The sequence below is a fragment of the Planctomycetaceae bacterium genome, from assembly GCA_041398785.1.
GTDB lineage: Bacteria > Planctomycetota > Planctomycetia > Planctomycetales > Planctomycetaceae > JAWKUA01.
Genome location: JAWKUA010000009.1, coordinates 120,984 through 136,979, shown reverse-complemented (window position 1 = coordinate 136,979; position 15,996 = coordinate 120,984). Strand labels below are relative to the sequence as shown.

The 15,996-nt window shown below is 60.5% G+C and carries 9 protein-coding genes; 6 read left to right on the top strand and 3 right to left on the bottom strand.

Annotation, left to right across the window (positions count from 1 at the left end; translation table 11 throughout):
* Positions 1-120 precede the first annotated feature (120 nt).
* The 6 genes from R3C19_12580 to dnaB all read left to right on the top strand — a co-directional run bounded on the left by R3C19_12580 (position 121) and on the right by dnaB (position 4,915).
* Positions 121-696: a 50S ribosomal protein L25 gene (locus R3C19_12580; protein MEZ6061193.1), complete on the top strand. Its 576-nt coding sequence runs from the start codon at positions 121-123 to the stop codon at positions 694-696.
* Between the two features lies 1 nt (position 697).
* Positions 698-1,270: an aminoacyl-tRNA hydrolase gene (pth, locus tag R3C19_12575; protein MEZ6061192.1), complete on the top strand. Its 573-nt coding sequence runs from the start codon at positions 698-700 to the stop codon at positions 1,268-1,270.
* 158 nt (positions 1,271-1,428) lie between these two features.
* Positions 1,429-1,857: a 30S ribosomal protein S6 gene (rpsF, locus tag R3C19_12570; protein ID MEZ6061191.1), complete on the top strand. Its 429-nt coding sequence runs from the start codon at positions 1,429-1,431 to the stop codon at positions 1,855-1,857.
* A 44-nt stretch (positions 1,858-1,901) separates the two neighbouring features.
* Positions 1,902-2,411: a single-stranded DNA-binding protein gene (locus tag R3C19_12565; protein ID MEZ6061190.1), complete on the top strand. Its 510-nt coding sequence runs from the start codon at positions 1,902-1,904 to the stop codon at positions 2,409-2,411.
* 229 nt (positions 2,412-2,640) lie between these two features.
* Positions 2,641-3,147 (top strand): 50S ribosomal protein L9, encoded by a 507-nt coding sequence (rplI, locus tag R3C19_12560; protein ID MEZ6061189.1) that lies wholly within the window; start codon positions 2,641-2,643, stop codon positions 3,145-3,147.
* Between the two features lie 415 nt (positions 3,148-3,562).
* Positions 3,563-4,915, top strand: a complete 1,353-nt coding sequence (gene dnaB, locus R3C19_12555; GenBank protein ID MEZ6061188.1) for a replicative DNA helicase — start codon at positions 3,563-3,565, stop codon at positions 4,913-4,915.
* 10 nt (positions 4,916-4,925) lie between these two features.
* Here dnaB and R3C19_12550 read toward each other — a convergent pair whose 3' ends face one another.
* The 3 genes from R3C19_12550 to R3C19_12540 all read right to left on the bottom strand — a co-directional run bounded on the left by R3C19_12550 (position 4,926) and on the right by R3C19_12540 (position 15,949).
* Positions 4,926-6,527 (bottom strand): response regulator, encoded by a 1,602-nt coding sequence (locus R3C19_12550; protein ID MEZ6061187.1) that lies wholly within the window; start codon positions 6,525-6,527, stop codon positions 4,926-4,928.
* 183 nt (positions 6,528-6,710) lie between these two features.
* Positions 6,711-9,446 carry an ATP-binding protein gene (locus R3C19_12545; protein MEZ6061186.1) on the bottom strand — a complete coding sequence of 912 codons (2,736 nt, stop codon included), beginning with the start codon at positions 9,444-9,446 and terminating at the stop codon, positions 6,711-6,713.
* Positions 9,443-15,949: a DUF4347 domain-containing protein gene (locus tag R3C19_12540; protein ID MEZ6061185.1), complete on the bottom strand. Its 6,507-nt coding sequence runs from the start codon at positions 15,947-15,949 to the stop codon at positions 9,443-9,445. The genes R3C19_12545 and R3C19_12540 overlap by 4 nt, the downstream gene beginning before the upstream one ends.
* Positions 15,950-15,996 lie beyond the last annotated feature (47 nt).

The window sequence follows — 15,996 nt, the reverse complement described above, 5'->3', positions numbered from 1 at the left end:
ATTGCAGCAGACTCCACCGATATCCTCCCGCGTTCCAATTTTCCCGGCAGGCGGTTTCGAGCGACTGCGGGCGGAATTTCCGGACACCTTTTTCGATTCGTAGCGTCAGGAACAACAGACATGACAGACGATTTCCATCTGTCAGCGGAAACTCGCACCAGGCTGGGAACTACGGAAGCGGTGCGACTGCGAGGTCGCGGGCGAATTCCGGCGAATTTGTACGGTCTGAAGAAGGACACCGTGGCGCTGTCCGTTTCCGCGGATGATGTCGAAAAGCTTGTGGCCAAAGGATCCCGCGTCGTCGACGTGGAACTGGGCGGCAACGTCGAAAAGGCGGTTGTGCAGGAACTTCAGTGGGACACGTTTTCCACTCACGTGCAGCACCTTGACCTGAAGCGCGTCAACCCGGATGGTGTTGCGACCACGGATGTGCCGGTTGAGCTGCGCGGCGAACCGGATGGTCTGAAGGAAGGCGGCGAGCTGCGGCTGTTGTCGAAGACCGTCCGAATCACCTGTCCCGACTTCCGAATTCCCCGCAACATTGTTGCTCGTGTGGGGGCTCTGAATCTGGGCGACGTTGTCCGGGCCGGGGATTTGAAGATTCCCGAAACGGCGACTCTGGAAACGCCGCCCGATACCGTCGTCGTGGAATTCTTCAACCCCAGAAAGGCGGTTGCCGAGGCTGCTGCGGAGTAGCATGAAGCTGGTTGTGGGGCTGGGGAATCCCGGTGCGAAATACGCCGGAACGCGGCACAACGTCGGGTTCGATGTCGTCGCCGAACTGGCGGGCCGGCACCTCGCGGGAACGCCCCAGACCAGGTTTCAGGCCGACTTCACCGATGTCAGCATCGCCGGCACCAAAGTTCTGCTGGTGACGCCCCTGACCTATATGAACCGCAGCGGAGAGTCCGTTTGGCAGTTTGTCCGGTTTTTTCAGGTGGAGCCTGAGAATCTGGCGGTTATCTGCGATGACATGAACCTTCCGCTGGAAAAGCTGCGCTGGCGGGCGAGCGGTTCCGCCGGCGGCCAGAAGGGCCTGGCCGACATTATTCAGCGGCTGGGCCGCGAGGATTTTCCCAGGCTTCGGATCGGGATCGGACGTCCGCCGGGTCGCATGGACGCTGTGAACTTTGTGCTGGCCCGTTTTCGGGAAGAAGAAAGTGCGGCGGTGCAATTGACGCTGCGGCGAGCCGCGGATTCCGTCGAAATGTGGGTCCGCGACGGTATCAGCGCGGCAATGAACCAGTACAACCGAGAGCCTGACGCCTGACGCGTCACGTATTCATCCCGGCGGAAATGACTGCCAGGTATTGAAATTCAAATTCAAAGTCGTCACAGTGTGCGGCCCGACAGGCCCCTGCCCGTTGGTAATTTCCCCTGAATTGACTATCGCTGTCTGAACTGACTATCGCTGGGAGTGAAACGCTGGTGTCTGTCGCCGAATCAAGTACCGCCGTGGCCAAACCGGTCAGCGAACATCTTTACGAAGGAATGTTCCTGGTCAGCAGTTCGCAATTCGCCAACGATCCCGATGCGACGACGGCGGCCATCATGGCAATTCTGGATCGGGCGGGTGCGACAGTTGTCGCCCATCGACCGTGGCAGGACGGCAAGCTGGCCTACGAAATCAACGGCCATCGCAAGGGCATGCACTACATTGTCTGCTTCAGGATGCCCAGCAGCGGGATGGAGATCATTACTCGCCAGTGCCACCTCAGCGACACGATCATTCGTCACATGGTGCTGCACCACCCGCCGGAGCTTTTCAATGCGATGGTGGAAGCCCTGACGTCCAGCGGCACCGCGTCCGGCGACGGCGGCAGCCCCGCTGAATCCGACGCCGCGTCCGACGACTGACCGATTCGACAGCGGCCGCGACGTTTGGAAGGCAGGTGTGACTCATGGCATCGTATAACAAGGTGATTCTGATCGGGAACGTCACGCGCGATCCGGAAGTGCGCTACATCTCCAGCGGAACGGCCGTGACAGAAATCGGGATGGCGGTTAACAGAAGCTGGACCGACCGAAACACAAACGAGCGCAAGGAAGAAACCACCTTTGTTGACGTGACTTTGTGGGGACGAACCGCGGAAATCGCTGGTGAATATCTTTCCAAAGGCCGTCCGGTGCTGATCGAGGGGCGCCTGCAGCTCGATCAATGGGAAGACCGCGAAACGGGACAGAAGCGTTCGAAGCTGCGCGTCGTCGGCGAAACACTGCAGTTTCTCGGCAGCCGCAGCGACAGCGCCGGTGGCGGCGGACAGCACCACGCCGCCGGCCAGTCCGCACCGCGAGACTCCGGCGGTCAGTCGCCGCCTGCCGCAAGTGACTCCGGGGACGACCGGTCTCCGGCGGAAGCGTTTTACGACAACGCGCCGGCGTCCGGGCAGGACGACGAAGTTCCGTTTTAGGAGGCTGTCCGAATTCCGCGAATCCATGTACGATCCTCCGCCTGACTGTCGATGCGGCGGCGGAATGTCTCCGCGACGTGGTCCACCGGTCATTGTGCCGGGGTTCCGGAAAGCTGCTCAGCGAACCGATTCACGATCGTCGACAGACCCGAATTCCGGGCGACGGGTGTTTCCGATCTACTTCCATTCTCAACAACAATTCGAATCACATACCGACAGGGCGTTTGTCATGGTTCATACAACAAAAAAGCGGGGCGTTCCCGGGTCGACTCGCAATTCCGTCGAAATCCTGCTGGTTCACGATGTCGATAACCTTGGCCAGCGCGGCGACATCGTCAAGGTGAAGCCCGGTTATGCTCGCAATTATCTGCTGCCGCACGGCATGGCGACCGTGGCCAGTGAGCAGAACAAGCGGATGGTTGAAAAGCACCGTGCTCGACTGGCGGCGATTGAAGCCAGCCGGCTGCGTGATCTGTCAAAGATCGCCGATGCCGTCAGCAAGTACAGCGCCACGATCGAAGCCAACGCAACAGCGGACAATGCCCTTTACGGTTCGGTGGGTGCCCGCGACATCAGCGACGCTCTGAAGGCCGGCGGCCATCCCGTGGAAGCGGAACACGTCCGGCTGGAAGGCCCGATCAAGGAACTGGGCATGTACACCGTCAAGCTGAAGTTCCACGAGAAGGTACAGACGGAAGTCAAAGTGTGGGTCGTCCCGTCCGCCACGGGAGCATAAATCGTGTTGCGATCTCCCGGCCGCTCATTCGCAGCGGCGCGCGAAACGCAAGGCGATTGGCAGATGAGAATTTTCCAATGCAGTGGAACAATTGCTTCACCCTCCCGTTTCAACGGGAGGGTCGCCGATCTAATGCCGTTCAGGCGTTCGATCGCGGGGAGGGTGACGCACAGGGAACTCCCTTTGCGCGGACGCCCTCCCCTCGTTTGATCGCCTGAACGGCGATCAAACTTCGACCCTCCCGTTTCAACGGGAGGGTATGTTCTCAACAGCCGCAGGCTTAACGTCCCGGCCTGGCTCGAACTGCCACTGCAGATAGGCCCGGCTGATGCAACTCAGGAAACTTTGTCCTCAGGCAGAACCCCTCTGCCTGGGGATTTTTTTGCGACAGAATGTGTGATCACGGAGGTGCCGGATGGCGAAGAAAGATGAGATCCGCCTGCCGCCGCAGAATCTGGATGCCGAACGCGGTGTGCTCGGCAGTATTCTGCTGTTGAACGAAGCGATCGATGAAGTTGGCGAGTCGCTGAAGGCGGACCACTTCTATCATGATGCTCACCAGAAAATTTTCGCCGCCATCCACCATCTGTACGAGAATAACGTTCGGGGAATTGACGCCGTTACGCTGGGTGACGAACTGATTCGCCGGTCGCAATTCGAAGAGATCGGCGGCGGACCCTATCTTCACGAGATCCTGGAATCCGTTCCCCACGCCGCTCACGTGCGGTACTACGCCAACATCGTGCGTGAAAAGTGGATGCAGCGATCGCTGATCCATGCATGCACGGACATCCTTGCCGACAGTTACGACCTGTCGGGCGACGTCGATGATCTGTTGCAGACGGCTGAACGGCGGATCTTCGGCATTCTGGAACAGACCGAAAACACCGGAAACATCTCGATCGGCGAAATCCTGATCGACGCGTTCGACCGGATTGACGAACGCCTGAATCGTGTCGGAGAAGTGTCCGGGATCACAACCGGCTTCTCTGATCTGGACGAACACACAACTGGTTTTCAGCCGACGGAACTGATCATCCTGGCCGCTCGCCCCAGCATGGGAAAGACGGCGTTTGTCTGCAATGTGGCCGAAGCGGTGGCGCGCCAATCCGGCAAGGGCGTGCTGGTGTTCAGTCTGGAACAGTCGAATCTGGAGCTGGCGGAACGGTTCCTGTGCATCACCGCGCGAGTCAACGGGCATGACCTGCGTGCCGGAAACCTGACCGATGAACAGCGTGAGGATCTGATGGAGGCGTCCGACGCGCTGCATGATCTGCCGCTGTTTATCGACGACAAGCCGGGCCGGACGATGACACAGATCGCTGCGCTCGCGCGGCGCCAGCACCGCAAGAGTCCGCTGGGGATTATCGTCATCGACTATCTGCAGTTGATTGAACCGGAGGAAAAGTCGGCACCGCGGGAACAACAGATCGCAGGGATATCCCGGCGCCTGAAGTTTCTGGCGAAGGAACTGAAGGTCCCGGTGATCGCACTGGCTCAGTTGAATCGCGGCGTGGAACTGCGTGAAGACAAGCGGCCCAGACTGGCCGACCTGCGCGAAAGCGGCGCGATCGAACAGGACGCCGACATGGTCATGTTCCTGCATCGGCCGGACGCCTACGATCCCGAAGACCGACCGGGCGAAGCGGAGATCGTCATCGCCAAGCATCGCAGCGGCCCGACGGGCATCGTGCGGCTGACCTGGCGCCGGGAGTACATGCGGTTCGAAAATTACAGTCCGCTGGTGGAAACCGAATACGGGATGTAGGCCCGCCCGACTATTCCTCGTCCGCGCATCCGGGGCCCGTAATTCGGTCGGTCTCGTCCATCAGCAGCAGTTGCGTTTCGATGATTTCGTTGGCCCGGGCGAAGAATGCGTCCAGCACGCGCGGGTCGAAATGCGTTCCGCGGCCTTCTTCCAGGATGCGGAAGGACTTTTCGCGGGAGAACGGCGGCTTGTACGGCCGGGCGCTGGACAGCGCATCGAAGACGTCCGCGACCGCGACAATGCGGCCTTCCAGCGGAATGTCTTCTCCCGACAGGCCCAGCGGATATCCGGCGCCGTTCCATTTTTCGTGATGTGTCTGAGCGATCCGGGCCGCCAGCATCAGCAGCGGCGACGAACGGACGTGCAGCAGACTTTCGCCGCGGCGAGTGTGCGTCTTCAGGATGTTCCAGTCCTTCTCCGAGATCGGTTCGATGATCTGTTTTCCCAGAGCACAGTGCTTCTTCATCATTTCGAACTGATCCGGTTCCAGCTTGCCGGGCTTGAACAGAATGGAGTCGGGAATGCCGATCTTGCCGACGTCGTGAAGCTGCGCGGCCTGTTCCAGCATCGACAGCTTGCTGGTCGGGTAACCCAGTTCATGGGCGATGATCGCCGTGTACCGTCCCACACGAATGACGTGGTTGCCGGTATCGTCGTCGCGGTGTTCGGCCGCGCGGGCCAGGCTGAGAATCAACTGCTGCCGCGTGGCTTCCAGTTGCTGGGTGCGCCGTTCGACCTGCTGTTCCAGCCGCGCGGCTTCGTTGGACACCATGTCGTAGTGCTGCTTCAGCACGATGGCGTTGCGGACTCGCGGCAGCAGTTCGTTCGGATCGATCGGCTTTGACAAGAAGTCACTGGCGCCCAGTTCCAGAGCTTTCCGGCGGATTCTCGGGTCGGTGGCCGCGGTCAGAATCAGCACCGGAATATGCTGCAGCGCGGGGTCGAGCCCGATCACGCGCAGGATGTCGATGCCGCTGACTTCGGGCATACGGATATCCAGCAGGACGATGTCCGGTTTCTCGCGCCGAATCAGCGTGAGCGCCTGAGTGGCTTTTTCCGTAGTGACAAAGTTGTTGTAGCCTTCCATCTTCAGATGCTGACGGAAGGTCATGATGTTCAGAGGCTCGTCATCGACAATCATGATCTTCGCGGCCTTGTTTGCCGCGCGATTGATCAGCCGGTCGGCCGACGAGAACAGGCTGCCGTCAAGTTCATCATCGCATTCGGTGTCGGCGCCCAAATCATCGCCGACGGAATCATCGCCGACAGCATCGTCGCCGACTGCGGGTTCATACGACGGCAGTTCGTTCAATTCCGATTCTTCGTACGCGTCCTCGTGGACCTCCGCGGCCGCTTCGCGTTCGAGTGAGAATTCCGCGGTCCGGCTGCTCCAGTCTGCCACAGAATGAGCTTCGCAGTCACCGGCAGTTGCATCCGCAGCCACATCAGCGACCGCCACAGCACTGACTTCTTCCGCCAGGTCACTGCCATGCGCCGATCCGGCATGCTGAGCGTCAGAGCGACGTCTGCCGCGCAGGGCGTCCAGCGAGGCAATCGCCGACCGGACGTCGTCCAGCACGGAGCGTTCCTGACTATTGGCCTTTCCTGTCATGATTCCAATCCACGTTCGTTTTGTGTCGCCGGTTGCGGCGCGATTTCGAGGCCCGGCCCCGGCCGGAATTTCGGCAGACATCATCTAACAGACTAGGTCGGCCCGCTTCGTGCATCCGATGCTGCCGGCCACTTTTGTTGCGATTCGGCGACGGGGGAAATCCCGCGCGGTATTGCATTCCGACTAATCCGCGACACCGCAAAGATCGCCGCAACCGGGCAGTTGAATGGCGTGCGACAACTCATGCAGTTCCGCCAGCAGTTCATCAATATCTGCTTCCGCTCTCTGTTCTGCCCGATCCTGCAGAGCGGCTGCGGGAGCCGTAAACTGATGGAACCCGACGGTTCCGCCGGTGCCTTTCAGGCGGTGGGCATGGTCGCGAAGTGTCGCAAAGTCGCGCCGATCCCACGCGGACTGCATCGTTCCCAGTGTGGTGCTGAGTCCGCCGACGAACTGTTCCACGATCTCGCGGAATTCGGGGATCTCCATGGGAAGAGTGGAGGTGATCGGAGCCCGCGAAGTTTTCGGTTTCGACGCCGGACGCCGCGTGGATTCCGGCTGCTGTTTCGGTGCCGCAACCTGTGTTTCGACGGCGCGTCGAGTCGGCGGTACGGCCGGCCTGGACTTCGGCACCGCCGGTTGTGGTGCGGGTGATTTCTGTTCCGCGGACCGCACCGGCGGACGGACGCCGGCGGAACGCGCGATTGCCGGCGCGGCTCCCTTTGGCGCAGCGGGGCTGCGCTTCTCTCCCGGTGCCGGCTGGTCGACGTAGGGGTTGAAGTTCGTGGTCTCGGTGCCGGCAGTCGCTTCCTGACGAACATCGGCGGTTGGCAATCGTTCGGCAAGCGCCTGCAGCAGGTTGTCGATGTCGATCGGTTTCGTCAGGAATCCGCTGCAGCCGGCCTGCTCGCAGCGTTCGCGGTCGCTGGCCATCACGTTTGCGGTCAGCGCGATGATCGGTGCGTTCATGCCCTTTTCGCGCAGCTTGCGAGTTGCCGTGAATCCATCCATCACCGGCATCTGCATGTCCATCAGCAGCAGGTCGAACTTCTCCGCCGTCGCGCGTTTGACCGCTTCCAGACCGTTCTTTGCTTCTTCCACATGCAGCCCGGCGCGGCGAAGGACCAGACCGACAAGCTGCCGATTGGCGGCAGTGTCGTCGGTGATCAGCACGCGAGCCCGCTTGAACGTGACCGACAGCCCGGACTTGTGTCGCTGATACGTGTTTCGCAGATCCGTGACCGCCGTGTCATGGTCGATGCGTGGCACCATGGAAATGTTGCCGGTCGTCACGGTAAACGTAAACGTGCTGCCCTGACCGGACCTGCTGGAAACTTCAATCGTTCCTCCCAGCGCTTCGGTCAGCCGTTTGCTGATGGCCAGCCCCAGTCCTGTTCCGCCGAATCGGCGATTGACGGAACTGTCGGCCTGAGTGAATTCTTCGAAGATCTTCCCGCACTGTTCGGCCGTCATGCCGATCCCGGTGTCGCTGACTTCGAACTTCAACATCGGCCTGCGCGGGTCGTCGATCAGTTCGGTGACGATGCGGACACTTCCCTGCTGAGTGAACTTGATGGCGTTGCCGACCAGGTTCATCAGAATCTGCCGCAGCCGCGTCTGATCCGTCAGAATCATGCGGGGAATTTTGCCGCGGACCGACGATTCCAGCACCAGATTCTGCTGCTGCGCTTTCATCTGCATCACGTTGACCACTTCCGCCACGACCTGGAACGGAGAACAGTCGCACAGTTCCATTTCCATCTTGCCGGCTTCGATCTTCGACAGGTCCAGAATGTCGTTGATCAGATCCATCAGGTGAGTGCCGCTGGCGTGAATCGTGTTCAGATATTCCGTGCGAGTGGTTTCGTTTTCTTCCAGTCCGCGGCGCAGGATGTCGGTAAATCCGACGATGGCGTTCATGGGATTGCGGATTTCGTGGCTCATGTTTGCCAGAAAATCGCTTTTGGCCTTGTTGGCGGCGTCGGCTTCGTCCTTGGCGGCGCGAAGTTCAATCTTGTGCTGTTCCAGAGTGGTGACATCATCAAACGTCACCATCACTCCCCGGTTCTTTCCGCCATTGCCCAGCAGCGGCGAACAGTTGACGTTAAAGATGCGGGCACCGTCAGCGGCGAAGTAGTCCATCGTGACGTTGGACAGCGATTTCTCCTGCGCGAAGGCTTCCGTCCACGGCTGACTGCCGCCGGGTACTCGACAGCGAAATCCCAGTTCCGATGCTTTCCTGCCGATCAGACTTTCGGCGTCCTGGCCGGTGACACTGGCCAGAGCTTTGTTGGCCAGCAGGATGCGGTCGTCGACGCCCACGATCATCAGACCTTCAGCCAGAATGTCCAATGCCTCGCGGACGCGCCTGGGCACGGCTCGCGAAGGGTCCAGGTTCTTCAGAACGAATCTCAGAAACGTGCGAAAGGCAAAGAAGCCACCGATGGCACAGAAGGCCAGCAGTACAACAAGTTGCGAACGCAGCGGAGCCCACCAGCCGCTGGTGTGAAGCGGAGCAAAGCACAGTTCGATCTGACCCCACTGAGCATCGTCGCCTCGCGTCAGAGGCACCTGCATGTGTTCGGCATCGGAGGTTATCGGCTGGTCAGCGGGCCACAATTCTCCGTGACGGCCGCTGTCCACCAGCAGTCCGTCGGAATGATTTCGAATGCCGACGGATTGCAGGTCGTCGTGTCGGTCGACCAGTCCCTTCATCACCGCCGACAGACCGTCGATGTTGTCCTGCTGAATCAAAGCCGATGCGCTGAACGCCAGGCTTTCGGCCACCTGCGCGCGATGACCGATAATCATCCGTTCGCGATCCGGCAGCAGACCGACGTAGTTGGCGGCCAGCAGAATGCCCAGCATGGAACAAACCAGGCCGATTGAAATGCGGGTTCCGACAGTCAGGCGTTTCATGTCAACGATCCGTTTTCAGCGTCCGGTGTCGCATCGGCGACGTCGGGGTCAGAGGAATACTCAGTGGCGGGACCACCGGCGGAAGCGGACTTCAGGTTCACCGCGCGTTGTTGCTTGTCCACGATGTCATGAATCGAATCACCGGACTCGTCGTCCCTGGCGACGCCGTCGATGACCAGCAGCGGGTCGAACAGTGTCCAGATCGGCAACTGCGCCAGAAGTCCCGAAAGCAGGACTCCGCCGCGAACAGCCCAAAGCAGGGATCCCACGGCGAATCCGGTTGATACAACGCCCACCGATCCGACAACCGCGTTTTCGAAGTTCAGGTCAGACGCAACGTCGTCGCTGAGCGTGTCCAGACTTTGCCACATCGTTCCGTGTTCCGAAAACTGCTGATACAGCAGTCCGGCAGTGGTTGTCGCGGATTGGTCCGGAAGAATTGAGTCGGTTTGCCGCAGCTCGCCGCGGCCCGCCCGAGTTGACTCGACGTTTGACAGCGATGACGACGCGACTCGATTGTCGACGGTTGCGGAAATCTCCGTATCGTCCGCTGACCAGATGGCGATGGATGTGACTTCGGTTTGCTGAGGAACGCTGGTCGGCGATGAATCGTCGTCACTGCCGCTGCTTCGGACGCTGCCATAACCGTCGCCCGATGAGTCATCGTTCTGGCCGGACGTTTCCGTCGATGTGCCGCCGTAGGTGATTGTGGAATCACCGGAGTCCGCTGCGGAATCCGAGTTGTTGCCGTCGTCGCTGGTAGTCGTGTTGCTGTCAGAATCGGAACCGCCGGTTGCCGGCGGCGTTCCGCCCACCGTGGGAGTCGCCGTAATCGTGACAGTTCCGGCGGTACTGTTCAGCGAACCATCCGACGCCGCGAAGGAAAACGAATCGAATCCGGGAAACCCTGCGCTGGCGGTGTAGGTGAATTGTCCGGTGCTGCTAAGCGTGACCGTTCCGTGAGACGGTGCCGCGACGAGCACAGCAGTCAGAGTCTGACCTTCAACGTCAGCGGCGCCCGCCAGCACTCCCGGAGCCGTGACGGACAGATTTCCGGTATCGTCAGCCGCGTAAGTCTGGCTGACAACGGTCGGCCGGTCATTCACCGGACTGATCGAAACCAGAAAGTCGCTGCTGACGGACAGGCCGCCCGAATCTGTCGCCGTTGCCCGAATAACCACCGATCCGCTTTGATTCGCGGCCAGCGAAATCTGCACGACTCCCGTATTCGCGTTGACGGAAAGTGACTGCAGCAACGGCGTACTTCCGCCCGGCAGTGACACCGAATAGTGCAGCACGTCGCCCGGGTCCGTGTCATGGAACGCGGTGCTGACGGAAAACGCCGGAATCGCCGTGTCTTCGGCACCGTTGTAGTCGCTGATGCCGCTGGTTGTGGGAGCGTCATTGCCGGGCGTCACGGTCAGTGTCACCGTCGCCGTTGCTGTTCCGCCCAAACCGTCGGACACTTCGTACGTGAAGGTATCGCTGGTGGTTTCACTGCCGTCGTGGCTGTAAGAAAACGATCCGTCGGGATTCAGAGTGAACGCTGTCGCGTGGGCCGGGCCGCTGAGAAGTGCGGCCGTCAGCGAATTGTTCTCCGGGTCCGTGTCGTTGGCGGAAACGCCACTGATCGCGCCGATGCTAATCGAACCACCTTCGACGACGGTGTAGCTGTCATTCACCGCGACGGGATCTTCATTGGCATTTGTAACGGTGACATTGACCGTTTCCACGGTCGAGGTGTGCGTTCCGTCGGACACGGTGACGCTGAGGGTGTAGGCTGTGGTTGTTTCGAAGTCGAGATTTGCGTTGTTCAGAACGGTCAATTCGCCGGTGCTGCTGTTGATGGCGAAGATGCCGTCGGAATTTCCGTCGGTGATGGTCCAGTTGCTGAAGGTTGTGCCGGCGTCATTATCGCTGGCGGTGACAGTTCCCAGCGACGTCCCGTTGATGGCCGCTTCGGAAATGCTGAACGACTGACTCGGATCGACGACCGGCACGTTGTCGTTGGCCGGCGTCACCGTGATCGAAACCGTTCCCGCGGCCGACGTGTGCGTTCCGTCGGACACGGAGACGCTCAGCGTGTAGCTTGTCGTTGTTTCGAAGTCGAGATTCGCGTTGTCCAGGACGGTCAGTTCACCGGTGCTGCTGTTGATGGCGAAGATGCCGTCCGTGTTGCCGCCGGTGATGGTCCAGTTGCTGAACGTTGTGCCGGCGTCGTTATCGCTGGCCGTGACGGTTCCCAGCGACGTCCCGTTGACGGCCGCTTCGGAGACGCTGAACGACTGACTCGCGTCGACAACGGGTGTGTTGTCATTGGCGTTCGTGACTGTGACAGTGATGGTCTGCGTTGTGATTCCGCCGTCACCGTCGCTGACGCTAACCTGGACCTCGTAGACATTATTTGCGCCGACGTCGCCCGGTGTTTCAAAGTCGGGAGGCGCGTTGAATGTCAGCAGGCCGGATGTCGTTTGAATCGAAAATAGCGTCTGATCGGCACCGCCGGTGACACTGAATGTCAGGGAATCCACCGGATCGGTGGCCGTGACCGTCTGCACGGTCGTGGAGTTTTCCACAACGCTGGCGGTCGCTGACGAGGTGATCGCGGGAGCCACGTTGACGACTGTCAGCGTCGCCGTCGTGGTGGTGATTCCGCCCTGCCCGTCGTCGACCTGCAGCCCGATCGTGAACGAACCGTTATCAGCGATCCCGAAGCTTTGCAGCGTGGCCCATGTCACTGTCGGAGCGACTCCGGACGGTTCACCGGCTTCGTCGAAGTCGCCGTCGTTGTCGAGATCCCATTTGTACGTCAGCGGATCGGTGTCCGGATCCGATGAACCGCTGGCATCCAGAATCAGCGATGTGCCTTCATTGATGGAATACGGTCCGCCGGCATCCGCCAGCGGTGGGTCATTTGTGTCGATGACGGTGATCGTGACCGTTGCCGTGGAACTGTTTCCTCCGTTGTCCGCGGTGTAGCGGAACGTGTCGACGCCGGAGAACCCGATCTGCGGCGTGTACGTGAATGATCCGTCGGAGTTCAGCGTCACGGCGCCGACGGTGCCGCTGGTGTTCAGATCGGTGGCGGTCAGCACGCTGCCTTCCGCCTGTGTCACCGACTGGAAGTTGGTCAGCACTTCGGTGGCCGTCAGAGCCGATTCGTACAGCCGGAAGGCAGCGATTTCTCCCTGAAAGCTGGACGTGTTGCTCGTGCCTGTGGTCCCGTTGACGCTCCCGAGTCCGCTGGCGTCGAAGTTCGCCCAGAACGTCAGTCCCGCGACATCCATCACGGAATCGACCAGCGTGCCGTTCACGTACAGATAGACGTCCGGCACGGCCGACGCGTTGTCGACCACGCCCGTCACGTGGATGAATTCGTTGGCCAGAATCTCGGTCGTCAGATCATATGTGGCCAGCGCGGTCGCAGCGCCCTTCGTGACCAGCAGTTCCAGCGTCGTTCCATTCAGAGACAGCGATGTTCCCTGGCCATTGCCGCCGGTTTCAAAGATCAGTTCCTGACCAATCGGATCGGATGGATTGAACCAGATTTCAAAGCTGGCGGGATCGTCGGTCGGATTTCCTGCGATGGATTCAAACGCATCGGTGAACCCGCCGCCCGTGCCGTCAAACACCCACGCCGCGCTGATGTTGCTGTTGGTTGTCGTGGGCGTCGTCGTGTAGGTGACACCGCCGCCGCTGAAGTCCCAGTCGAAGCCGCTGGTTCCCGTACCGTTGTCCCAGACATCGTCGCCGTTGGTATCGGACGCCGCGTTGTATCCCAGCGTGTTTCCCGCGACCGGCGGCGGACCCTGAGTATCGTTGGACAGGACTCCAGCCGCGGAAATGTTCAGCACCGTGTTTTCTGTTGTCGAATAGTCGTCGTCATTTGCCGTGACTGCCGGTGACCCGAACTGCCTGGCATAGACCCCGTCTGCGTCAGCGGTGCCGCTGCCGCTCCAGACGACGACAAAATTGTCAGTGTCGGAAACCGCCACGGACGCCATCGACTGAGCGCCCGTGCTGGTCTGGTTCACCTGAAATGTGCCGCCGTTGAAACTGCCGTCCGCGTTGCCTTTGCGTGCGAAGACATCCAACCCGTCGCTGGTCTTTTGCCAGGTGACGACATACGACCCGTCCGCCGCCATCGCGATCGATGCGCTGGATGCGTCGCCGAGCGAAATCTGTGCCCAGGTGTAGTTCTGCGATCCGTCTTCGTTGTAGCCGCGCCGCCAGACACCGGGCAGGATGACTTCTTCGCGGTAGACAAACGTAAAACCGCCACTTGCGTCTGCAGCGACAGCGAGTCCTGTGCTGGTCGCCAGACCATTGTCGATCTGTGTTTCGCCACCAAGCTTCGAGCCATCTGCGGCAAAACGCTGGAAGTAGATGTGATCGTTGTCGGATCGTTCCCAGGCAATCACAAACTTGCCGCCGGTCAGCATTGCGATGGCCGGATCGATCTCCGCACCAACGCCCGCGGGAGTTGCGATTCTGTCGGCCGCATCCTTCGCGGCACCATTGGCGCTGAACCTGCGGAAGAAGATCGAAGATGCGTCGCCGGGTCCCTCGCCCTGCCATGCCAGAACAAAGTCACCGGTCGCACGATCCATTGCGATGACGGAATTCCACTGCGCCCCCGTCGTCGTGGAATTCGCCGACAATTCCGCGGTGAGTGCCGTGCCGTCCGCGGAGAACTTACGAAAGCGGATGTCCTTGCTGCCGGCCGCTTCGGTCGTCCAGGTGACGACGAACGTGCCGTCGTCCGCGAACGCGACTCGCGCCGAATCCTGATCGCCCGTCGTGGCGGTGTTCACCTGAAACTCGTTCGTCAGCGGATTGCCGTGCGCGTCAAACACACGAGCGAGCACTCCGTAGCCCGTCCCGTCAGCGCCGGTGGCCTGATTCGACGACCACACCACGACGTAGTTTCCGTTCGAATCCGCGGAAACAGCCTGCTGACTTCCGCGAGTTTCCGCTGATGTGACCTGATTATCCGACGTCGTCTGGTTGACGAGAAATTCGCCCGTGACATCGAATATCACCGATGACGGCCGGATGGACACTCCAGCAGCCGCCCAGCGAGTATTGCTTCCCGACGACCAGGAATTTGTGACCGATGCGGCTCCCGTCTGGATTCCGCCTGCCCCGTTCGCGGTTTGTCGGAACAAATCCCAGCGTTCGTCCTGACCGCTCGTGGGCACCAGATTCAGGTTGTTGGTGTCGTCGAATGCGACGATACCGAAAACGGTCTCACCGACTGCCGACGAAACCGTGACCGAAGACGACGTCGACTGCCCCTGTGCCGCAGCCAGCGTGCCCAGCGGATTGACCTGGTCCACGTCGGTAAACGTCATGACGCCGACGGTGGCTCCTTCATGACTGGAGCCGCTGAAGTTGACGATGACGTCGTGAGTACCCGTTTGCGGAGCGACCAGAGACCAGATTTCCACTCGCGAACGATCGGAATCGGTGTGTTCAGCGAAACCCACTCGCGTCAGGCTCGTGCCGTTCCACGTGACTGAACTGACGGTTTCTCCGTCGTCGCGACCGAAACTGATGCCCACCAGCATCAGACGATTCGTGCCGGAGGTTGTGTGAGAAACCGTGACCGATGAAGAACCGCCAGCGGCCGTTCCCGTGCTGGTGGCGTCGACGGAAACGTTCAGAACATGCATCCATTCGTTCTGCACCGCCTCGGAAAAGGCGATGTCAGTCTGAATGCTGCCGACGGTGTATTCCAGTTGCCAGTCGGCACCAAACACGGCGTGTCCGGTGTCGTCGTCGCTGGCTGCGATGTCCGCGCCGGTCAGTGAATTCAGGACCGCGGCGAGTTCGCGTCCCGATTCACTGGCGGCCAGATCGCAGCCATAAATCAGCACGTCCGCGTCGGACGTCAGCGAATTCTGCCACGTCAGGATCTCCGCCGCGTAGCGATCGAATGTCCGCCGGCTCAGCACACTGGTGCCCAGCAAGATCTCGCCGTCTTCGCCGTGAGACACGATGTGAATCGCGGAAATGTCGCTTAGCCGCGAAACGGCGTCGGTGATCTGGGCGATGCCGTCGCTGTGAGGATCCAGAATCAGGATTTCAAACACGCGCTCGGTTTGAGTCGTCAGGTCGGCGACAAGCTGCTGGTAGTCTTCCGTCGCCGGATCGATCACTACCAGTTCCACGCCGCGAACTGCGTCGGTCTCTTCGGCGAAATCGAAGTCCGTTGGCAGCGCGGCGTCCTGTTCAAAGGAACCGAACTCCGCCGACCAGACAGCTTCCTCCATTCCCGCTGCATCGGTGACCTGCGCGTCGCCCGCGGCCGGGATCGCGTCGGCGGCCACGACAGCCGCTGGTGACGCGCTCATCAGGATGCGATGTTCCAGCGTCAGAATCTGGACGCTTCCGGTGCCCCAGTCACCGATGCGGCACACAGGCTCACTTCGCAGCGCGTGCAGCAACTGATCGACGGCAAGTCGACAGCGACCGGGCAGGTTGCGAAACGTACGAGTCATCAGGGTCACATTGGTGGCAGGACCGTTTTTGAGTTGGCCGGCGGGAA

Bases quoted from the DNA above. Each gene is read 5' to 3' on its own strand.
- R3C19_12580 (MEZ6061193.1), top strand. From the start codon at position 121: ATGACAGACGATTTCCATCTGTCAGCGGAAACTCGCACCAGGCTGGGA.
- pth (MEZ6061192.1), top strand. From the start codon at position 698: ATGAAGCTGGTTGTGGGGCTGGGGAATCCCGGTGCGAAATACGCCGGA.
- R3C19_12565 (MEZ6061190.1), top strand. From the start codon at position 1,902: ATGGCATCGTATAACAAGGTGATTCTGATCGGGAACGTCACGCGCGAT.
- rplI (MEZ6061189.1), top strand. From the start codon at position 2,641: ATGGTTCATACAACAAAAAAGCGGGGCGTTCCCGGGTCGACTCGCAAT.
- dnaB (MEZ6061188.1), top strand. From the start codon at position 3,563: ATGGCGAAGAAAGATGAGATCCGCCTGCCGCCGCAGAATCTGGATGCC.
- R3C19_12550 (MEZ6061187.1), bottom strand. From the start codon at position 6,527: ATGACAGGAAAGGCCAATAGTCAGGAACGCTCCGTGCTGGACGACGTC.
- R3C19_12545 (MEZ6061186.1), bottom strand. From the start codon at position 9,446: ATGAAACGCCTGACTGTCGGAACCCGCATTTCAATCGGCCTGGTTTGT.
- R3C19_12540 (MEZ6061185.1), bottom strand. From the start codon at position 15,949: ATGACTCGTACGTTTCGCAACCTGCCCGGTCGCTGTCGACTTGCCGTC.